This is a genomic window from Streptomyces sp. NPDC029526, assembly GCF_040637405.1.
Lineage (GTDB): Bacteria > Actinomycetota > Actinomycetes > Streptomycetales > Streptomycetaceae > Streptomyces.
The window spans coordinates 401,092-420,875 of the sequence record NZ_JBEZWE010000003.1 but is presented as its reverse complement, the minus strand read 5'-3'; the positions used below and the strand labels follow the sequence as shown (position 1 = coordinate 420,875).

The 19,784-nt window shown below is 75.1% G+C and carries 14 protein-coding genes and 1 pseudogene; 8 read left to right on the top strand and 7 right to left on the bottom strand.

Going from position 1 to position 19,784, the window contains the following annotated elements:
- The first annotated feature begins 723 nt into the window (after positions 1-723).
- Positions 724-1,374, top strand: coding sequence for a hypothetical protein (locus AB0F01_RS12775; protein ID WP_362093498.1), 651 nt, complete (start codon positions 724-726; stop codon positions 1,372-1,374).
- 315 nt (positions 1,375-1,689) lie between these two features.
- On the opposite strand, the gene AB0F01_RS12770 is transcribed toward AB0F01_RS12775, so the two are convergent.
- Complete coding sequence (locus tag AB0F01_RS12770; RefSeq protein ID WP_362093599.1) at positions 1,690-1,950, bottom strand: hypothetical protein; 261 nt, start codon at positions 1,948-1,950, stop codon at positions 1,690-1,692.
- Positions 1,951-1,999: 49 nt separating this feature from the next.
- On the opposite strand from AB0F01_RS12770, the gene AB0F01_RS12765 reads away from it, so the two are divergent.
- A complete protein-coding gene (locus AB0F01_RS12765) occupies positions 2,000-2,743 on the top strand; it encodes an IclR family transcriptional regulator (RefSeq protein WP_362093592.1) in 744 nt (247 codons plus the stop codon).
- Between the two features lie 319 nt (positions 2,744-3,062).
- On the opposite strand, the gene AB0F01_RS12760 is transcribed toward AB0F01_RS12765, so the two are convergent.
- From AB0F01_RS12760 to AB0F01_RS12745, 4 genes are all read right to left on the bottom strand, one after another.
- Entirely contained in the window at positions 3,063-8,039 is a 4,977-nt protein-coding gene (locus AB0F01_RS12760) for a hypothetical protein (protein WP_362093496.1), read from the bottom strand.
- Between the two features lie 71 nt (positions 8,040-8,110).
- The gene (locus AB0F01_RS12755) at positions 8,111-8,992 is read right to left on the bottom strand and encodes a hypothetical protein (protein WP_362093494.1); all 882 of its coding nucleotides are present in this window, start codon (positions 8,990-8,992) and stop codon (positions 8,111-8,113) included.
- 382 nt (positions 8,993-9,374) lie between these two features.
- On the bottom strand, positions 9,375-10,901 hold the full coding sequence (locus AB0F01_RS12750) for a hypothetical protein (protein WP_362093492.1): 1,527 nt from the start codon (positions 10,899-10,901) through the stop codon (positions 9,375-9,377).
- Between the two features lie 335 nt (positions 10,902-11,236).
- Positions 11,237-11,941 carry a GntR family transcriptional regulator gene (locus AB0F01_RS12745; RefSeq protein WP_362093490.1) on the bottom strand — a complete coding sequence of 235 codons (705 nt, stop codon included), beginning with the start codon at positions 11,939-11,941 and terminating at the stop codon, positions 11,237-11,239.
- 288 nt (positions 11,942-12,229) lie between these two features.
- On the opposite strand from AB0F01_RS12745, the gene AB0F01_RS12740 reads away from it, so the two are divergent.
- The 5 genes and pseudogenes from AB0F01_RS12740 (at position 12,230) to AB0F01_RS12720 (ending at position 17,091) form a co-directional block, all read left to right on the top strand.
- On the top strand, positions 12,230-13,549 hold the full coding sequence (locus AB0F01_RS12740; RefSeq protein WP_362093487.1) for an MFS transporter: 1,320 nt from the start codon (positions 12,230-12,232) through the stop codon (positions 13,547-13,549).
- A 119-nt stretch (positions 13,550-13,668) separates the two neighbouring features.
- Positions 13,669-14,466 carry a putative hydro-lyase gene (locus AB0F01_RS12735; RefSeq protein ID WP_362093589.1) on the top strand — a complete coding sequence of 266 codons (798 nt, stop codon included), beginning with the start codon at positions 13,669-13,671 and terminating at the stop codon, positions 14,464-14,466.
- Positions 14,467-14,591: 125 nt separating this feature from the next.
- Positions 14,592-15,350, top strand: coding sequence for a 5-oxoprolinase subunit PxpA (locus tag AB0F01_RS12730; RefSeq protein ID WP_362093484.1), 759 nt, complete (start codon positions 14,592-14,594; stop codon positions 15,348-15,350).
- Positions 15,347-15,952 (top strand): annotated as a pseudogene (gene pxpB, locus AB0F01_RS12725) (5-oxoprolinase subunit PxpB); the annotation flags it as partial. The gene AB0F01_RS12730 and the pseudogene pxpB, both read left to right, overlap by 4 nt.
- Before the next feature lie 266 nt (positions 15,953-16,218).
- A complete protein-coding gene (locus tag AB0F01_RS12720) occupies positions 16,219-17,091 on the top strand; it encodes a biotin-dependent carboxyltransferase family protein (RefSeq protein WP_362093481.1) in 873 nt (290 codons plus the stop codon).
- Positions 17,092-17,124: 33 nt separating this feature from the next.
- Here AB0F01_RS12720 and AB0F01_RS12715 read toward each other — a convergent pair whose 3' ends face one another.
- Both AB0F01_RS12715 and AB0F01_RS12710 read right to left on the bottom strand, forming a co-directional pair.
- Entirely contained in the window at positions 17,125-18,543 is a 1,419-nt protein-coding gene (locus AB0F01_RS12715) for a HEAT repeat domain-containing protein (protein WP_362093479.1), read from the bottom strand.
- A 300-nt stretch (positions 18,544-18,843) separates the two neighbouring features.
- On the bottom strand, positions 18,844-19,236 hold the full coding sequence (locus AB0F01_RS12710; RefSeq protein ID WP_362093476.1) for an ankyrin repeat domain-containing protein: 393 nt from the start codon (positions 19,234-19,236) through the stop codon (positions 18,844-18,846).
- Positions 19,237-19,544: 308 nt separating this feature from the next.
- Here AB0F01_RS12710 and AB0F01_RS12705 point away from each other — a divergent pair, with 308 nt between their 5' ends.
- Complete coding sequence (locus AB0F01_RS12705; protein WP_362093474.1) at positions 19,545-19,739, top strand: hypothetical protein; 195 nt, start codon at positions 19,545-19,547, stop codon at positions 19,737-19,739.
- The last annotated feature ends 45 nt before the right edge of the window (positions 19,740-19,784 follow it).

Here is a 19,784-nt window from a genome sequence, read left to right as displayed (position 1 = left end):
CAGCTCGGCCCCCGTCCGGACCGGGGGCGCACGTGCGTCAACAAACGGCGCGAGCCTACTACCGAGGCACGGTCAACTCGAAGACCCGTCCGGAGGACGAACGTCCGAAGTGTCGGTGCCTGGCGGGGAGGTGTCCGGGCATTGCGGGCGATTGCCACCCGGTCTTCCGACGCGTGCGGGAGACGGGCGTCCCGGATCCGACGGGTGTCCGTGGGCGGCGGTGGTCCCGGATCCTCGGGGTGCCGGTGGGCGGTGGTCATCCTGGATCCTCGGGGTGCCGGGGGTGCCGTCTTCCGGGATCCTCGGGTGCCGATGGGCAACGCCGGCCCGGATTTTCGGGGGTGCCGATGGGCGGTGGTCCTTCCGGAACCTCGGGGTGTGTGCGGCCGGGTCGGCGGGTCGACGGTCACCCGGTCCTCCGGATGCCCGTGGGTGGCCGCCGGCCGGCCCCACGGGTGCGCGGCCGGGTGGCGCCCCGTGACGTTCCGGTGTCCCGGGTGTGTCATCGCCGCCGGATCGCACAGGAGTTGGCCTGAATTCCGCCTCGCCGGGAATCTTTGTGACGTTCCGTTCGTCTTCTCAGTGGGACATGGGGGCGGAAGCGGCCACAGGAGCCGCGTCCCGCACCTGGGGGCGTAAAACAGCGCAAGCCGGGCAGTCACGGGAAGTACGGGTCCGCGGATCCGGGCAGCGGACTGGCGGCGGTGGGGAGTGACGACGGTGATGGGCACGGCTGAGCGGCGCGAGGCGCCGGAGGAGGGCGGGGCAGTCCAGGTGATGACCCGTGCGGAGGCCGACACGGCCGAGCGGGGCGCGCACGCGGAGGAGCGGATACCGGCCGACGGGACCGGCCGGCCGGCCACCGACCGCACGGGCGCGCCCTCTCCCGGGCCGGTGCGGGACGGACGGGGCGCCCGGGAGCCGAGCCGGGACGCGGCGGCGGAGACGACCCCCGCACCCACGGAGTCCGAGCCGGCCAGGTTCTCCCGGCCTCTGTGGATCGAGGAGCCCGCGCGGCGTCGCCGGCTGCCGGATCCGGTCCGGACGGCGGCCGTCCGAGCGGTGCTGGTCATCGCGGTGACCCTGATCCAGGCCATGATCGCCTTCCTGTGCACCCTGGCCGGCTCGTGGCTGGCGTTCCCGATGGTGATCAGCAGCGTGGTCAGCACGATCCTGGCCACCTGGGGGGTCCTCGACGTCTGGGTCACCCGCCAGGTCTGGAACCAGCGACACGGTGTGGTCTCCATGCCCAGCAGCACCGCCCGGGCGCTGCGCCGGGAGCGTCGCCGGGCCCGGCGCGAGGCGCGGTCCGCGGAGCGGGCTCAGGCGCGAATACGCCGCCGGGGCGGCACCGGGCAGCTGTCCCACCCCTGAGCCTCCCGACGGTCGGCTAACGGTCCCGTACGGGCAGGCGTCCGCACGGGCAGGTCTGGTGGGCCGAACCTGCGGGGCACCCGCCGGCCCGCCCGGGAGGGCGGTACACCAGGGACATCCCGTCACCACTCGTCCGATAATCTGCTCGTTCGCATCGCGCGCCTCTCGTGCGCCGTGCGCAACGACAACCCGGCGGATGGGGCGTGAACTCTGCGGACATGGGGCGGGAGAGCGATCTCGTGCCGTCGGCCGCCCTCGCCGGGCCGGCCGACGGCAGGAGTTCTCAGCCATGATCGCGACGCGTGAGCGGGGCCCTCACGAGGAGCCACACAAACACGGCGCGCATGCCGCGGCGCAGGCACCCGACGGCGAGACCCACTCGATCAGCTCGGCCGAGCCGACCCGCTCGGTCCCGTCGGTGGGCTCGGCCGCGCCGGGAGAACCCACCTCGTCGGCCGGCTCGGTCTCGCCAGGAGGTTCAGCCCCGTCGGCCAGTTCAGCAGGACCGGCCCCGTCAGCCGGCTCGGCCATGTCGACCGCCTCGGCCGGCTCGCCCCCGTCGGCCGACTCAACCATCTCAACCAGCTCGTCCCCGTCGATCGGCTCGGCGGGCTCGGCCGGCTCGGTGCAGTCGGTGGACCGGGCGGTGACCGTGCTCGAGATCCTCGCGCGGCACGGTGAGGCGGGCGTGACGGAGGTCGCCGCGGAGGTCGGGGTGCACAAGTCCACGGTGTCCCGGCTGCTCGGTGTCCTGGAGAACCGCGGCCTGGTGACCCAGAGTCACGGACGGGGCAAGTACCGACTGGGGGCCGGTGTGCTGCGCCTCGCGGGAGCGGCGGCCGTCCGGATGGACGTCTCGCAGGAAGGCGTTCCGGTGTGCCGTGAGCTGGCCGACGAACTGTGCGAGACGGTGAACCTCGCGGTGTTGGACGACGACGCCGCCGTCAACATCATGCAGGCGCGCGGTACGGCGGCCGTGACCGCGCAGAACTGGCTCGGCCGGCGCACCCCGCTGCACGCCACGTCCAGCGGCAAGGTGCTGCTCGCCCACCTTCCGCCCACCCTGCGGGAAGGACTGCTGGCCCGCCCCCTTCAACGGTTCACGGAGCGCACGGTCACCGGGGCGGTCGCCCTGCGGGGCGAATTGGACACAGTGGTGGAGGAGGGCTACGGGTCCACGCTCGAGGAGCTGGAAGTCGGCCTCGCGGCGGTGGCGGCGCCGGTCCGGTCGCACGAGGGCAAAGTCATCGCCGCGTTGAGCGTCTCCGGACCGGTGTACCGGCTCACCCCCGAACGTCTGCCCGCGCTGGGACGGCGGACCGCTGCGGCGGCGGCCGATCTGTCGCGGCGGATGGGATACGGCTTCTGACGTACCACCACGAACAAGGCGGGGTGCCGGCGGGCCACCGTCATAGCAGGGCAGGCGCCGAAGGGCGGGCGATGGCCGGCCCTTCCGCCCAGGGGAGTCAGAGTCAGTCCCGGTCACCTTCGGCCTGGTCCCGACGATGTCGGTACGGACCACGCCGGTCCGGACGATGTCGGTACAGAGACCACGCCGGTCCGGACGATGCCGGTACGGACGACGCCGGGTGGGGACGTCGTGAGGGACCGGCGCGCTCCACCGGCCGCCGGCCCCGGCCGCCCGGCTCACGTCCGCTCCCGTGATCCGTTGCCGCCGGACCGACGGATCACCCCTCGGTCCGGACCGCGGCCGGAGCCGCGGCCGGGGCCGGGCGAGGCTCCCCCACTCCGCCTCTCCGGCCCGGTGTCTCTCGCCCGTCCTGTGCTCCGCCCGGCCCCTTGCCAGGTCCCGCGTCCGGTCCCCCGCCCGGTCCCTGGTCCAGCCCGGTGTCCGGCTCCTCGTCCCGCTCCCGGCCGGGGTCGCCGTCCGGATCAGCGGCGGGAGCGGCGTCGGCGGTGGGGTCGGGAACCGGGTCGTGGTCCCGGCCCGGTTCCGCCGTGGGGCGCTTGAACATGCGGGTCGCCGTGATCTCGCTGTGGACCGCCTCCTGCCCCGGGTCCTGCTGGGGAAGCCCGGGCCGCAGGTGCTCCTCGACGCTGATGTACTTCAGGCCGGCCCGGAGGTCGGCGTCGTTGCGCAACCGGATGACCAGCGGGAACTCCGCGAGCGCCGTGGTGTCGAAGAGGCCGGTGGTGTACAGGAGCTGCACGCCCAGCGCGTCCGCCACGGCCCGCTGGAGTTCGAGCAGGTAGGTCGCGTTGGCCCGGCCGATGGGGTTGTCCAGGAACAGGGTGCCCGCGTGCCGGTGCCGGTCCCGGCCCCGGTCGTTGGAGCGCAGTGCGGCCATCGTGCAGTACAGGGCGATGGCCGCGGTGAGCAGCTGGCCGCCGGAGAAGACGTCGCCCATCTGTCCGACGGGGACGCGCTCGGCGCGCAGCACGGCGTCGGGCTTGAGGATCTCGACCGAGACGCCCTTCGGCCGGAGCGCTGCCGCGACTCCGCGCAGCAGCAGGGACATGCCGTCGCGCCGCAGGTCGGAGTTCTTGCGCACGGCGGCGCTGGTGGCCTCGTCGATGACCTCGCCCAGCCGCTCGGTGAGGGTGGCCTGGTCGGGCTCCTCGAAGCGGATGCGGAGGAACTCCTGTCCCGACCACTCACCGAGCCCTTCGGGGAGCCGGGACAGCCGCTGGGCCGACCGCAGGGTGGCGAGAGCCGATTCGACCAGGCCGCGCAGCCGGTCCACGATCGAGTCGCGGTTGCGTTCCAGTTGTTCGAGCTCGTCGGTGAGGACCCGCAGCCGGGGAGCGAAGGCGTCCGCCCACTTCTGGGCGTGCTCGGGCAGCGCGGAGGCGGGCAGTTCGCGGATCTGCTGCCGTGCGGGGGTGCGGACCTGCTCGTAGCGCGTGGAGTTGGCGTGCCGGACGAGGATGTCACTCGCCTCGCGGACGGCCGTCTCGGCGGCGGTCAGGTCGGCGGCGCAGCCACGCAGCGAGCGGCGCGCCTCGGCGGCGGCCTGCCGCGCTTCCTCGGGGCTGCCCGGGTAGGGCTCGGGCTGGTCGGCTTCCTCGTCGGGAGTGTGCTCCCGCAGCAGGTCGCGGAGCAGGGCGGCGATCTCGTCGAAGCCGCCGGCCGCGTCCTCGGCGGCCCGGTGGGCGTCGAGGAGTTCGGCGTGGGCCTCCCGGGCCTGGTTCAACGCCTCGGTGCGCGCGGCGAGTTCGGCGGTGGCGGTGCGCAGCAGCGTCTGGGCGTGCTCGGCGTCGGAGGGCTGTGTGTCCTCGGGGAGCGCGGTGTGCTCCCCACCGTCGTCGGGGGCGAGCCGCTCGGCCTCGCCGCGCAGCCGGCCGAGCTGCTCGCTCGCGGCCGACATGCGGGTCTCCAGGAGCTGCACGAGTTCCTCGGCGCGGGCGGCGGCGGCCTGCCGGCTGGGGCCGTCGGAGCCGTCGGGCGACTGGAGCAGGTGCTCGGCCCGGTTGCGGACCTTGTTGCTGAGGCGGTCGAGTTCCGCGCGGGCGGCGCTCTCGTCGCTCTCCGCCCGTGCCTGTTCGGCGCGCAGGTCGGCGCCGACGCCGACCTTCTCGTACACCTGGGAGGCCGCCCGGTACGCCTCGCGCAGCGCGGGCAGGGACGCCCGCGGTGGCGTGTCCCGGGGGCTCCGGGAGGCACGGTCGTCCTGAGCGCCGTCGGCGGCCGGGCCGTCGGGGCCGTCCGCCGTCGCGTCGGGCGTGTCGGGCGTGTCAGGCACGTCGTCGGGCGCGCCGGCGATCTCGGAGCGTTCGGCGCGCAGGGCGCGCGCCGTGCGGCGGGCGTCGTCCGCGGCCCGCTGCGCCGCGCGCCGGTCCTCGTCGGCGGCCCGGGCGCGTTCCAGGCAGGTCTGGGCGCGGGCCTCCGCCTCGGCGGCGTCGTCGGCCAGTTCCCGCAGTTTCGCCTGCCAGCCGGCCCGTTCGCGCAGCCGGAAGGCGAGTCCGGCGAGGGCGTCGGCGGCGCGGCGGGCCTTCTGCGCTGCCTCCTGCCGTTCGTCGCGCACCCGCGCGGCCTCGGTGGCGGCCTCCTCGGCCTCCGCGCGCACGGTGCGCGCCTCAGCCAGCTCCGCCTCGGTCTCCGCGGCGAACGTCCGGGCCTCCTCGGCCGCCCGGGCGAGTTCGGCGAGCCGGCCGGCCGGGCAGCCGGTGCGCCAGGAGGCGAGGCGGGCCGCGAGCTCACGGTCCTTGGCGAGCCGTGCGGCGAGGGCGCGGATCTCCTCGTCGCGTTCGGCGGCCCGGGCGCGCAGCGCGTGCCGTTCCTCGTCGGCGGCGTGCTCGTCGTGCATGGCCGGGTTGGGCGGCACGAGGAAGACGTCGCCGGTGTCCGCGCCGGATGCCGGGGCCGGGGCGAGCAGGGCGGCCGCCGTACCGACGGCCACGGCGGAGCGGGGCAGCAGGGCGGCGTCGCCGAGCACCTCACGGGCGCGGGCGTGGGAGCCGGGGTCGGTGATGACGACGCCGTCCACCAGCTCGGGCCGGGCTGCCAGGACGCGGGCGTGGTCGGTGGGGTCGACGGCCTGGGCGAGGTAGCGCCAGCCGGGCAGGGCGGGGATGCCGTGCTCGCCGAGGAACTCCACGGTGGCCAGGACGTCCGGGCCGGGCGGCAGGAGGCCGCCGTCGCCGAGGGCGCCGAGGATCCGGGCGTCGTCGGCCGCGGCGGTGCGCAGCTCGAACAGCTGCCGCTCGGCGGAGGAGACGGTGTCGTCGAGCAGGGTGCGCAGCTCGTCGGCGAAGCGGTCCAGTTCCTCGGCGGTGAGCGCACCCTCGGCCGGGGCGGCGGTTTCGGCGGTGTCGGTGCCGTGCCGGGGGCGTGGGACCGGGGGCCGGGCGGTGGCGCCGCCGGCGAGGCCCAGCAGTTCGGCGGCGCGCTCCTCGGCGGCGAGGGCGGCAGCGGTGCGGCGTTCCGCCTCGTGGGCGCGCTCGGCCGCGGTGGCGGCGTCGGCGGCGCGGGCCGCGGTGAGTTCGGCGCGGGCCTCGGCGGCGGCGGCCTCGCGGGCGTGCTCACCGGCCCTGCGGGCGGCCTCGCGGGCGGTGTCCCAGGCGTCGACGGCGGTCTTCTCGGCGTCGCTGGCCGCGAGGGCCGCCCGGGCGGGGTCGGCGTCGGGGGCGCTGTCGTCGAGCCAGCCCGCCCGGACGGCCTCGGCGGTCTCCTGCTCGACCTCGGCCAGGCGCTGCTTGAGGTGTCCGAGTTCGCTGCGAGCGCGTTGTGCCTCGGTGGCGGCGGCGGTGGCGTCGCGGTGGGCGGTGTCGCCGGCCTCTTGGAGCGCGGCGGACCGCTCGTCGCCCTCGTTGGCGAGCTGTTCGGCGTCGCGCGCGGCCGCGTGCAGGGCACGGACGAGGTCCACGGCGGCGCGGGTGCGGGCGGCGAGGGCCGGGGCGGCGTCCCGCTCGGCCTCCTGGATCGCGGCGGACACCCTGGCCACCCGGTCCGCGGCGGCGCGGTGCCGGAGCACGGCCTCGGCGGCCTGCCAGGCGGCGTGCAGGGTGCGTGCGTCGGCGAGTTCGCGCTTCTGCGCGGCGGCCGACTTCTCGGCGGCGGCGAGTGCCAGGGAGGCGTGCCGGTAGGCGAGTTCGGCGGCGATCAGCGCGCTGCGGTCCCGGGCCGACCCGGCTTCGGTGACGGTGTGGGCGGCGGCGGTGACCTGGTGGGCCAGCTCGGCGGCCCGGAGGCGTTCGCGGGTGCCGCGGGCGGAGAGGCGGCGGGCCAGGGTGCGGGTGCGGCGCTCGGCGGCGGTGTGGATGTCGCGGGCGCGGGCGCGCGCGTCGGCGGCCTCGACGATCCGGCCGAGCAGGTCGACGGAGCCCGCGGTGAAGTCCCGTTCGGCGATGAGTTCGGCGCGCCGGCCCAGCTTGTTGCCGAAGCCGCTGACGAGGTCGGCGAGCCCGTCGGTGTCCCGGGTGTCGGTGACGGCGCGCAGCAGCAGGTCGGTGAAGTCGGAGTCCTTCTTGACCGCGAAGAGTCCGGCGGCCTCGCCCTCGTCGGCGTTCATCTCCCGCTGGTAGCGGAAGAGTTCGGGGTCGAGGCCGAGGTCGCCGAGGTGTTCGGTCCAGCGTTCGTGGATCTCCTCCCAGTGCACCTCCAGGTGCGGGTAGGTCTTGCCGGCCTCGGTGAGGGCGTCCCGGAAGCCCTTCATGGTGCGGCGCCGGCCGCGCGCGCCCGACTGTCCCTCGACGGGCGGCCGTACGGTGGTGGCTTCGGCGACGGGGAGGCTGTCGAGGCTGAGTCCGGGGCCGGGCCGGAAGGAGTACCAGGCCTCGGCGAACTTGCGCGGGTCGTTGGAGACCTGGCGGCCCCGCCATTCGCTGACCTTGCCGACGACCACGCACTCGCCGGTCTGCACGTGCTGCCATTCCAGGGCCACGTGGCCGCAGTCGTCGGCCAGCAGGAACTTGCGCAGCACACCGGAGCTGGCGCCGCCGAGGGTGTTGCGGTGGCCGGGGAGCATCACCGAGAAGATCAGCTTGAGCAGGACGGACTTGCCGCCGCCGTTCTCCAGGAACAGCACCCCGGCGGGCGCGGGACGACGCGGCGGGCCGACGGGCTCGTCCTGGAAGAACTCCGCCTGCATGGGGGCGGGGTCGGGCACGGTCCCGCCGACACCGCGCAGGTCAAGCACGGTGTCGGCGTAGCGCGCACCGGCGGGCCCGATGGAGTAGAGGCGGACCCGGGACAGCTCGTACATGGCGGACTCTCGTGAGGCGTCGTGAGTGGGGGGCGGAGATCGGGCGGTCGGGCGGTCAGGCCGTCACGCGGTCAGGCGGAGTGGAACGGCAGCCCGGCGTCGGCGACGAGGTCGAGGTCGTCCCCGTCCTCGGCGGGCAGCAGGGTGGGGGTGCCGTCGGTGACCGGGACGACGCCCAGCTCCAGCAGTTCGGCGAGGGCGGCACTGCCGGCCATGTCGCGTACCTGGAGCTGGTAGCGGGCCGTGGTGCGGTAGGTGCCGCCGCCGTCGTCGCCGGTGCGCTGCAGGAAGCCGGAGTCGGTGAGGAAGGTGACGGCCTTGGCGACGATGCCGGTGGTGGAGCCGGAGAGCCGACGGGCGTCCTTGGTGGCACCGGTCGCGCTGCGCCGGGCCCACACCCGCCAGGCGGCCTCCAGGCCGGGCGCGTCGCTCGCGGGGTCGGTGATCTCGCCCTGTTCGGCGGCCCGTTCCTCGAGCCGGTGACAGGCCTGGCGGACGAAGGCGTCCACGCCGTTGACCGTGACCCGCCCGATGTACCCGTCGTCGGCGAGGTCCTCGGGGCGGGGAAAGGCGAGGGCGGCGACGGCGAGGTGGGCGAGTCCGTGCAGGAAGCGGTCGCCGCCGTCGGCGGAGGTGCGGCGCGCGTAGTCGCCCATGCGGACGGCGAACACCGAGTCCTCGGCCGCGGTCACGGCCATGCCCGCGCGGGGCGACACCTCCAGCACGACCAGTCCGAGGCCGGTGGCCACGGCGTCGGCGAGCCGCGCGAACGACGGGTCCTCGCGGTAGCGGCGCAGCAGGTCGGCGTACTCCTGGTCGCGGGCGGGCTGGAGCTTGGGCTGGAGGCCGAAGGCGACGAGCCGGGCCGCGTCGGCGGCGTCGGCGGGCGTGACAGCGCCGCCGGCGGCCACCGCACCGGTCTCGGTGTCGCTCCACTCGGCATGCTCGGTCACGGTCGGGGCTCCTCGGTGTGGATGTGGGGGTCGGCGCGGTGGGGTGAGCCGGCGCGGCCGGCGCGCCCGAGGGGGGCGCGGCCGGTTCGCGACGGTCCGGAGGACGACGGCAGGGGGCGGACCGGCCCGAGGGGCGACCACAGCAGGCGGGCCGGTCCGGGAGGGGCCGGCCGGACGGGGCCCGGCCCCGACAACGGCGGGACGGGCCGGAGCTGCCCGGGGGACGGCTGCACGGACCGGAATTGCCCGGGGAACGACCGCACGGACGCGGGCCGCCCGGGGAACGGCGGCACGGACCGGGATCGCCCATGCGGCAACAACGGCAGGGACCGGGATCGCCCATGCGGCAACGACGGCAGGGGCCGGGGCGGCGAGGGGTGGTTCACGCGGCCTCCGTCCGGTCCGCCGCCATGCCCGCCGCGTCCAGCAGTGCGGTACCGACGATGAGGTCGGCGCCACCGAACTCGGGGTCGTCGAGTTCGGTGCCGTCGTCGACGGCGAACAGCAGGGTCCGCTCGCCCTGGCGGTAGGCGGTACCGACCGGCGGGCTGGCGGCGTGCACGGCCAGCAGCGCGACCAGGTAGGGCAGTTCGGGGTCCTGGCGGCGGGCGTCCGCGAGCAGCCCGGAGAGTCTGCGGGGCGCGTCGGCGGGCAGGTCCAGCAGCGCGGTCGCGGCGGCCAGTTGTTCCTCGCTGAACCGGCTGTCGTCCGGGGTGGCGATCAGGTCGGGCTCGGGCATCTCGGCGCCGAGGTGCTCCCGTTCGACGGGCGGTGTCAGGAGGAGGTCGACGAGGTCGACGAGGCGGACCGACACGGGGGTGCGCAGTCCGGTGCCGTGGGCGAAGAAGGCGTCGGTGACCCGGGCCGCCCGCTCCACGGGCAGCGGGAGCAGCGGCGACAGCAGGTGTCCGTACAGGTCGGTGCCGGAGGTGGCGGTGGGTGTGGCGAAGGCCTGCCGGTCCTGTTCGGCACGGAAGAGAGGGCCGGCCTCCAGCAGCCGGGACTGCAGTTGTGTGTGGCGCCGGATGCAGTCCTTGACGATGTCGACCAGTTCGGCGGCGCGCCGCTTGTGCTCGGGGTCCTCCGACTCGTCGCGGGCCTTGCGGATGTTGGTGAGGATGGCGTTCTCGTGGCGGTACCGGTCCGCCACGTGGTCCAGGGCCTCCGCGATCATGTCGGGGACGGCGCTCAGCCAGTCGACCGCGCGGACGTTGCGCCGGGTGGCGTCCAGGGCCCTGCGCAGGGACTCGCTGTACTGCACGGTCCGGTAACGGGCCTGCTCGGCGGCCAGTTGGGCGTCGGCCAGCCGGCCCCGGCTGATCAGCACCTCCAGTTTGACCTCGGCGGCGATCTGGGCGCTGGTGACGTCGGTGTCCAGGGCGCCGACGAGGACGTTCACCGCCTCGTCGGTGGTCCGCAGGTAGACGGTGCCGCCCGGGCCGGGCACCTCCTCGATCAGCTTGAAGTCGTAGTCCCGGCGGACGTAGGTGCCGTCCGCGCCGAACACGCCGTACACCGCGCGGAAGCCCCGGTCGACGCTGCCGACGTTGATCAGGTTCTCCAGGACCCAGCACGCCACCCGCTCGTGTTCGGCCGCGGGCCGCTGCGGGGCCTGGGCGGCGATGCGCGGGATCAGCCGGGCCACTATCTGGTCGTGGTCGGCGCCGGTGTCGAAGTCCATGTTCAGGGTGACCAGGTCGATGGCGGCGAGGGCGATCTCCGCCATGCCGTACACCGAGTACTCGCCGGCCAGGTTGGCCTTGCGGGCGTCGAGGTCGTGCAGCGGGGCGGTGCACGCGAGCGCGCGCAGCCGCCGCGCCAGCCCTTCGTCGGCGGCCGGGCCCGGCGCGGGCCGCGGCCCCGCGCTGAGCTGGGGCGGAACACTGTCCGTCGATGCTGGCGAAGTCACGGTGCACAGACTAGATCCTCGGTCTGACAAGGACCCAAACGAGGCAGATGCGCCCCGGCGTCACGGTTGTCGCACGGCCGGTCGCACACCCGGTTCCCCTCGGCCCGCGCGCCGCGCGACCCGGCCTCCCGGCGGTGCCGCCCCGGGCCACCGGCCGCCGCTCCGCCCACTGCTCCCGGCCCCGACACCCCCCGGACTCCCTCACCTCCGCGCGGGCTCGATCCGTCCACCCGAGCCGCCCCGGGCCACTCGCTCCGGGGCCACCCCGCCCCCGGCCTGCCAGGGCCCACCCCCAGCCCCGCCCGCCGCTCCCGGTCCTGACGGGTCCGCCCGGCTCAGTCCGCCCGGCCGTCGTCCCCGACCCGGCGTCGGTAGACCTCCACCACCCGTTCCAGCGAGTCGTCGAGGTACCCGGCCAACAACTCCTCGGCGCGCCGGGCCTCCCCCGCACGCAACGCCTGAAGTATCGCGACATTACGGGCGATGTACGGTTCGTGGAGACGCTGCGGCTCGTCCACCACGTGGAAGGCCAGCCGGAGTTCGGCGAAGACGCTGCGCATCAACTCGTCGGTGCGCTCGCTGCCGGCCAGGGCCACCAGTTCGCTGTGGAAGTGGATATTGGCCGTACCCACTGCTTTCCAGTCACCTTCGCGGGCCGCCGCGCGCCCCTCCTCGACCGCCGCGGCGAGCGCGTCGAGCGGGTGGGGCGGGTCACCGAGCCCGCGCACGACAGCGCACTCGACGAGCCGCCGGGTGCGGTAGATGTCCTCGACGTCCTCCACGGCCAGCACGCGCACGAACACGCCCCGGTTCAACTCGTGGACGAGCAGCCTCTCGTGCGTGAGCAGCCGGAACGCCTCGCGCAACGTGTTGCGGGACACACCGAGAGCACCGCCGATGCTGTCCTCCGAGAGTCGCGTCCCGGGCGGGAAGTAGCCGTCGGCGATCCGGCTCCTGAGGATGTCCGACACCCGTTCCGCGGTGCTGGTCCGCCCCAGCAGGGCACGGTCGTCGACCAGTCCGCTCAGCTGCTCCGCCATGCCCGGAATTCAATCGTATGAGGGAAGGCGAGACAACAGGGGTATTGAAGGATCGTTCAACGATCCTCTACGTTGCTCCGCAGCGTCGCCACACGGCGTCGTGGCCCGGCGGCGGCACCCCGCACGAAGCCGCCCCCGCACCTCGTCGTCCCGCACGACACCTCCCGCACGAAGCCGTCCCGCGCAGGGACGGCGCGCACCTGGCACCCACGGATGCCGCACGCGCACGCTCCGACCGACCCGCTCATCACCACCCTCCGCACGTCCTCCTCACCCTGCGAGGTGTTCATGAGCACGACCCCTCCGCCCCGCACCCTCACCGGCACGTCGCGCCCCGCCCCGGCGGAACGGGCCCCTGACGACGGCCCGTTCGGCTGGCTGCGGGCCCTGGGACCGCGCGGCCGGCGCGCCTTCGGCGGCGCGTTCGGCGGCTACGCCCTCGACTCCTACGACTACTTCACGCTGCCCCTGACGATGGTCGCGCTGTCGGCCTACTTCGGCCTGACCAGCTCCCAGACCGGGTTGCTCACCACCGTGACCCTCGTGGTCTCCGCCGTGGGCGGCGCCCTCGCCGGGGTCCTGGCGGACCGGATCGGCCGGGTCAAGGCCCTCCTGCTGACGGTGATCACGTATGCGGTGTTCACCGTCGCCTGCGGATTCGCCCCCAACTACGAGACACTGCTGGTCTTCCGGGCGCTCCAGGGCCTGGGCTTCGGCGGTGAGTGGGCGGTCGGCGCGATCCTGGTCGCCGAGTACGCGAGCGCCAGGCACCGGGGCCGCACGCTGGGCGCGATCCAGAGCTCCTGGGCCGTCGGCTGGGCCCTGTCCGTGGTGGTGTACACGGTCATCTTCTCGCTGCTCGACCACGACCTGGCCTGGCGGGTCATGTTCTGGACCGGTGCCCTGCCCGCCCTGCTCGTGGTGTGGGTCCGGCGCAGCGTGCAGGACGCGCCGGAGGCGGCCGCCGCGCGGGAACGGAGCCCGCAGAAGGGCTCGTTCGCGGTGATCCTGCGCCCCGGCCGGCCGGGGGCCCCGGGGCTGCTGCGCACCACCGTCTTCGCCGTGCTGCTCTCCACGGGTGTCCAGGGCGGGTACTACACCCTGGCGACCTGGGTGCCGACGTACCTGAAGACCGAGCGGGACCTGTCGGTCGTCGGTACCGGCGGCTACCTGACGTTCCTGATCTCGGGCGCGTTCCTCGGGTACCTGACAGGCGGTTACCTGACGGACCGGCTCGGGCGGCGACGCAACATCTGGCTGTTCGCCCTGCTGTCGGCCGTCTGCATCCTGGCGTACGCCAACCTGCCGAGCGGCGCGGACACCCTCGTCCTGGTGCTCGGCTTCCCCCTCGGGTTCTGCATGTCGGCGATCTTCAGCGGTTTCGGCTCCTACCTCAGCGAGCTGTACCCGACGGCGGTGCGCGGCACCGGACAGGGCTTCACCTACAACACCGGGCGCGCGGTGGGCGCGGTGTTCCCGACGACGGTCGGCTTCCTCGCCGACAGCTGGGGCGTGGGCGGCGCGCTGGTCTTCGGCGCGATCGGCTACGGCCTCGCGGCGCTGGCGCTGCTGGGACTGCCCGAGACCCGCGGGAAGGAGCTGGTGTGAACCGCACCGGGAGGCGGCCGGACACGGCCACCGTGCCCCGGCCCACCGGGCGGCCGGGTGACGGCCGCCCGGCGGTCCGCCGGGGCACGGGCCCCACGACCGCCGCGGACGACCGTCCGGTGGTCCTGGCCGACGGGCAGGCGCGCGGCTGGAGCCCGACGGCGGCCCGCGCCCGGATACGGGACGGGCTGGTGGGCGCGACCGCCGGGATCGCCGAGGGCCACACCCAGGCGAACCTGATCTCGGTGCCGGCGGACTGGGCGTACGACATGCTGCTGTTCTGCCAGCGCAACCCGAAGCCGTGTCCGGTGCTGGACGTGACCGACGCCGGGGCCGTCACCACCGTCCTCGCGGACGGCGCGGACCTGCGGACCGATCTGCCCCGCTACCGGGTGTGGGAGCACGGCGAGCTGGTCGACGAGCCGACCGACGTGCGCGCGCACTGGCGCGGCGACCTGGTCTCGTTCCTCATCGGGTGCAGCTTCACCTTCGAGTGGGCCCTGTCGGCGGCGGGTGTGCCCGTCCGGCACGTGGAGCAGGGGCGCAACGTGCCCCTGTACGTGACCGACCGGCAGTGCCGTCCGGCCGGCCGACTGCGCGGCCCCCTGGTGGTCTCCATGCGGCCGGTGCCGCCCCGGCACCTCGCGGCGGCGATCCGGGAGAGCAGCCTCCTGCCGGCCGCCCACGGCGGGCCCGTGCACTGCGGTGACCCCGCGGGCTTGGGCATCGTCGACCTGGACCGTCCGGACTTCGGCGAGGCGGTGGACGCCGAGGCCGACGACATCCCGGTGTTCTGGGCCTGCGGGGTGACCCCGCAGGCCGCGCTGACGGCCTCCCGCCCGCCGTTCGCCCTCACGCACGCGCCGGGCCGCATGCTCGTCACGGACGCCCGTGACGACCGGTACCGGGTGTTATGACCCGCCGCGCGGAGTGCCATCGAGCCGCGGGGCGACGGGCGCCCGACCGTCCCTCCCACCTCACCTCACCCCGCCCGCTCCGCCCGCCCGCCCGCCCGCCCGCCAGAAGGAGAAACGAAGGACCCATGACCTCGATCGATCTCAACGCCGACCTCGGCGAAGGCTTCGGCCGCTGGCACCTCACCGACGACGACCGGTTGTTGTCGGTGGTCACCAGCGCCAACGTGGCCTGCGGCTTCCACGCCGGGGACCCCGCCACCATGCGCCGGGTGTGCGACCTCGCCGCCGAGCGGGGCGTGCGGATCGGCGCTCAGGTCGCCTACCGCGACCTGGCCGGCTTCGGGCGGCGCGCGATGGACGTGCCGCCCGCCGAACTGGCGGCCGAGGTCGCCTACCAGATCGGCGCCCTGGAGGTCTTCGCCCGCGCGGCCGGCAGCCGCGTGTCCTACGTCAAGCCGCACGGCGCGCTCTACAACCGGGTCGTGCACGACGAGGACCAGGCCGGTGCCGTCGTCGACGGCGTCCTGCTGGCGGACACCACACTGCCCGTGCTCGGCCTGCCCGGCTCCCGGCTGCTGGAACTGGCGGCCAAGGCGGGCCTGCCCACGGTCCCGGAGGCGTTCGCCGACCGCGCCTACACCGACGAGGGCACCCTCGTCCCGCGCGGAGTGAGCGGCGCCCTGGTCACCGAGCCGGAGGTCGTGGTGGCCCGCTCCGTGGAACTCGCCCGCTCGGGGCGGGTGGAGACCCTGTCGGGGCAGCGGATCGAGGTGCGGGCGCGCTCGCTGTGCCTGCACGGCGACACGGCCGGGGCGGTGGCCCTGGCGCGGCTGGTGCGGGAGCGGCTGGAGGGGGCCGGGGTGCGGCTGGAGGCGTTCGCGTGAACGTGCTGCCCGTCGGTACGGACGCCCTGCTCGTCGAGGTCTCCACGGGCGAGGAGGCCCAGGCGCTGCACGCCGAGCTGCTGCGCCGCCGGGCGGACGGCACGCTGACGGTCCGTGAGATCGTGCCGGCCGCCCGCACGGTCCTGCTGGACGGTCTGGCCGACCCGGCCCGGCTGGCCGCCGAACTGACCCGCGCCCGGCCCTCCCCCCTGGCGCCTCCCGCGCGGCGCACGGTCGAGGTCCCGGTGCGCTACGACGGCCCGGATCTCGCCGAGGTCGCGGCGCACTGGGGGGTGTCGCCCCGGGAGGCGGCCCGGATCCACGCGGGCTGCACGTACCGGGTCGCCTTCTGCGGCTTCGCGCCCGGCTTCGGCTATCTCACGGGACTGCCCGAGCGGTACGACACCCCGCGCCGGGCGACACCGCGCACGGCGGTGCCGGCGGGTTCGGTGGCGCTGGCCGGTCCGTACACGGGCGTGTACCCGAGGACTTCGCCGGGCGGCTGGCAGTTGATCGGCACGACGGACCTGGTGCTGTGGGACCCGGACCGTGAGCCCGCGGCGCTGCTGGCGCCGGGCACCCGGGTGCGCTTCGTCCCGGTCGGCCCGGACGCCCACGCACCAGGGCGTCCGGACGAGGAGGGGGGAACCCCGGACCCGACGGCCGTACCGAACGTGCCCGGAGCCGCGGACACGGCGAGCGTCGCAGCCACGGCAGGCGCCGCAGACACGGCAGGCACCGCGGCCACGGCAGGCACCGTAGGCGCTCCAGGCGTCGCAGGCACCCCACGCACCCGAGGCACCGCAGGCGTCGCAGGCAGCCCAGTCGCGACAGCCACCGTGGGCAAAGCCGGCCCGGCAGGTGCCGCATGACGGACCGTGCGCTCGCCGTGATGCGGGCCGGGGCGCTCACCACAGTGCAGGACCGCGGCCGGCCCGGCCACGCCCACCTCGGCGTGCCGCGCTCGGGGGCTCTGGACGCGCCCGCAGCGACACTGGTCAACCGGCTGGTCGGCAACCCCGGGGACGCGGCCGTGCTGGAGAGCACCGTCACCGGCTGCGCGCTGCGCCCGCGGTCGACCGTGGCCGTGGCGGTGGCCGGCGCGCCCTGCGCGGTCACTGTCGACGGCCGCCCGGCCGCCTGGGGGGCGCCGGTCCGGGTGCGGGCCGGGGAGCTGCTGGAGGTGGGCCCCGCCCGCGCCGGGGTGCGCTCCTACGTGGGCTTCTCCGGCGGGATCGCCGTCGATCCGGTGCTCGGCAGCCGTTCGACGGACCTGCTCTCCGGGCTGGGCCCGGCTCCCCTGTCGGACGGTGCGGTGCTGCCGCTGGGCTGCCCGGCGGGGCCCGCCGCACGGGTGGACGTCGCCCCGCTGCCGGCGCCCCCCGCCGAGCTGGTGCTGCGGGTGACACCCGGCCCCCGGGACGACTGGTTCACCCCGGAGGCGGTGCGCACCTTCACGTCCCGGGCGTTCCGGGTCTCGTCCGCGAGCAACCGGATCGGGCTGCGCACGGCCGGGCCGGCGCTGCGGCGGGCCCGCACGGAGGAGCTGCCGAGCGAGGGGATGGTGCTGGGGGCGGTCCAGGTGCCGCCCGACGGGACGCCGGTGGTGTTCCTGGCCGATCATCCGACGACCGGGGGCTATCCGGTGATCGCGGTGGTGCACCCGGCCGACCTCCCGGCCGCCGCCCAGGCGGCACCCGGGACGCCGGTCCGGTTCGTCGCGGTGCGCCGACGCCCCTGACCGCGCGCTGGACGCCGCGAGAGGGCCCGCCCGTCACACGGCGGGCTCCTCCGGCCCGATGCGGCTGCGGACCGCGGTCTGCACCTCGGCCTCCTCGGCCGGATCGGCCGCCAGGCGGCGCAGGCGCTCGACGACCCGGGTGTCACCGGTCCCGGCGTGGCGGGCGGCGATCTCGCGGGTGGACTCCTCGCAGTCCCAGAGGCACTCGACGGCGAGGCCGGCGGCGAAGGAGGGGTCGGTCGCGGCCAGGGCCCGGGCGGTCCGGCCGCGCAGGTGGGACGAGGCGGTCTCGCGGTAGACGTGGCGCAGGACGGGGGCCGCGCAGGTGATGCCGAGGCGGCCGGCGCCGTCGACGAGGGTGAGCAGGGAGGTCGCGTCGGGGCCTTCGCCCCGGACCGCCTCGCGCAGCGCGGTCAGGACCTGTTCGCGGTCGTGGACGCCGCCCCGGGAGGCGAGGACGCGTCCGGCGGCGGCGCCGAGCCGGTCGGGCCGGCCGGCCCAGCGGCGGGCCCGGTCGACGGCGGCGAGGCTCCGCATGCGTTCGAAGGCGTCGACCGCGGCGTCGGCGACGGCGGCCGAGCCGGTGGCGACGGCGCGCTCGATCAGGGTGAGGGCGTCGGGGTCGTGGTGGTCGGCGAGGTACCTCAGGGCGGTGCACCGGGCACCGTCGGTGCCGTCGTCGGCGGCCCGGAGGATGTCGGGCCGGTCGTCGGGGCCCGCGACGGCGGCCAGGCAGCGGGCGGCGGGAACGTCGAGGGCGGCACCGCGCTCCAGGCCCTGTTCGGCCCAGTCGAACACCGCGCGGACGCTCCAGCCGGGGCGGGGCCCGGTGGGGCGCATCTGCCGTTGCCAGCGGTCGAAGCAGCCCGCCTCCTGGGCGGCGCGCACCCGGCCGGAGACGGCCGGTCGGGGATCGTCGGCCCACAGGCGCCATGGCCGGGGTTCGAAGGCGTCCCGGACGGTGGCGGCGAGTTCGGCCTCCCCCTCGGGGTCGGTGCCGAACCGGTCGAGCACGGGCCCGGCGAGGGCCCGCAGCCCGGCGTCGTCGTCGCGCAGGGCGAGTTCGTCCAGGGCCCAGGCCCAGTTGGAGCCGTGGGCGGCGTACCTGCGCAACAGGTGGAGGGCGTCCGGCCTGCCGTAGGAGGCGAGGTGGCCGAGGACGGCGAGGGCGAGCCCGGTGCGGGTCTCGTCGGTGTCCAGGACGTCCTCGGGGCCGAAGAGGTGGGCCTCGACGGCGTCCAGGTCGGCGCGCAGGTCGAGGCAGAGGCGGGCGTAATAGAGGGAGCGGTTCTCGAGCTGCCAGTCGTGGCGCGGGTCGTTGAGCACGCAGTGGTTCAGGGCCGCGAGCGCTTCGGGGCGCGGCGCGGTGAGCGCGTGGAGCGTGCCGTCGCCGCGACCTCGCTGGAGCAGGCCGAGCAGCGTACCGCTGGGCGCTATGTCCGGATCGAACATGGGAAACAGCCTCACATCAAGCGTCGACGCAACCGGGGACGTGCATTACCTGGCCGCGTGACAACACGTCGGGGCGCCCGCCGTTTCCTGCTTGCTGTAGACCATGTTCCTCTGCCTCTCGTCGGTGGCCCATCCGGGCCGCGTCACGGCCCGCGCGGTGCGGCAACACCTGCCCGGCCATCGCGTCCGTGAATCACGTCGTCATGATGACCCGGCGGTCACATCCGCCGCGACCGAAATACCGGCGGCCCCGTACCGCCTCCCCCGTTGTCCTCGTGCGTCCCGTCCGGCGCGCCCGTCTCAGCGCGCGCCGAACCGCTCCAGCAGTTCCGTCCGTTCGAACATCCGGGCCGTGTCCACGGCCGAGGGGGTGCCGAGCGCGGGATCGGCGCCGGCCTCCAGGAGGGCGTCGATCACTTCGGTCTCCCCCTTGAAGACCGCTCCGGCGAGGGGCGTCTGGCCCCGGTCGTTGACGCGGTCGGCGTCGGCGCCGCGCTCCAGGAGCACGCGCACCGCCTCGGGGTGGCCGTGGTAGGCGGCGAGCATCACGAGCGAGTCGCCCCGGTCGTTGGTGAGGTTGGCCGGGACGCCGGCGTCCACGTAGGCCGCGAGGTCGTCGGCCCGCCCGCGCCGGGCGAGCTGGAAGATCTTGGTCGCCAGCTCCACGACCCCTGGGTCGAAGGCTTCGGTCATCGGCCGGACCGCCTCTCACTGCGGATCACGTCGTACAGGGGGACAGGGCGTACGGCTGCGAGCGGTGCGGTCGTACGGGTGAATCGCCAGGGTACTGGCTCGCGCGGCACATGGGCCGGGGTGCCCGAGGTAAAGATCACCGGGGACGGGTCCCCGGGTACCCGGGCTCGCGCGGGCGCCTCCCGGACACTCGGCCCGATGGGCGAAAAAGCCCGTAAATCACCCACTTGCACCTTTAATAGTATAGATACATTCTGTGATCCTGGAAGTACTCATGGTGACTGTCCCCGCAAACCAGGAGAACTCACATGATCCTCTCGATCTCCGGCGTCGTCCTGCTCGGCATCGTCCTGTTCATCTTCTGCCGCAAGGACGGGCTGAAGCCGGTGCACGCCATCGTGGCGATGCTCTTCGGCTTCTACCTGGCCAGTACGGCCATCGCACCGAGCATCAAGGCCGGCGGCGAGAGCCTGGCCAGCCTGCTCGGCGGCATCAAGTTCTGAGCCGCCCCACCCCCGCCCCGCCCGTACGCACCCCCTGGAGACAGC

Bases quoted from the DNA above. Each gene is read 5' to 3' on its own strand.
- AB0F01_RS12775 (WP_362093498.1), top strand. From the start codon at position 724: ATGGGCACGGCTGAGCGGCGCGAGGCGCCGGAGGAGGGCGGGGCAGTC.
- AB0F01_RS12770 (WP_362093599.1), bottom strand. From the start codon at position 1,950: ATGGTTGAGTCGGCCGACGGGGGCGAGCCGGCCGAGGCGGTCGACATG.
- AB0F01_RS12760 (WP_362093496.1), bottom strand. From the start codon at position 8,039: ATGTACGAGCTGTCCCGGGTCCGCCTCTACTCCATCGGGCCCGCCGGT.
- AB0F01_RS12745 (WP_362093490.1), bottom strand. From the start codon at position 11,941: ATGGCGGAGCAGCTGAGCGGACTGGTCGACGACCGTGCCCTGCTGGGG.
- AB0F01_RS12740 (WP_362093487.1), top strand. From the start codon at position 12,230: ATGAGCACGACCCCTCCGCCCCGCACCCTCACCGGCACGTCGCGCCCC.
- AB0F01_RS12730 (WP_362093484.1), top strand. From the start codon at position 14,592: ATGACCTCGATCGATCTCAACGCCGACCTCGGCGAAGGCTTCGGCCGC.
- AB0F01_RS12720 (WP_362093481.1), top strand. From the start codon at position 16,219: ATGACGGACCGTGCGCTCGCCGTGATGCGGGCCGGGGCGCTCACCACA.
- AB0F01_RS12715 (WP_362093479.1), bottom strand. From the start codon at position 18,543: ATGTTCGATCCGGACATAGCGCCCAGCGGTACGCTGCTCGGCCTGCTC.
- AB0F01_RS12710 (WP_362093476.1), bottom strand. From the start codon at position 19,236: ATGACCGAAGCCTTCGACCCAGGGGTCGTGGAGCTGGCGACCAAGATC.
- AB0F01_RS12705 (WP_362093474.1), top strand. From the start codon at position 19,545: ATGATCCTCTCGATCTCCGGCGTCGTCCTGCTCGGCATCGTCCTGTTC.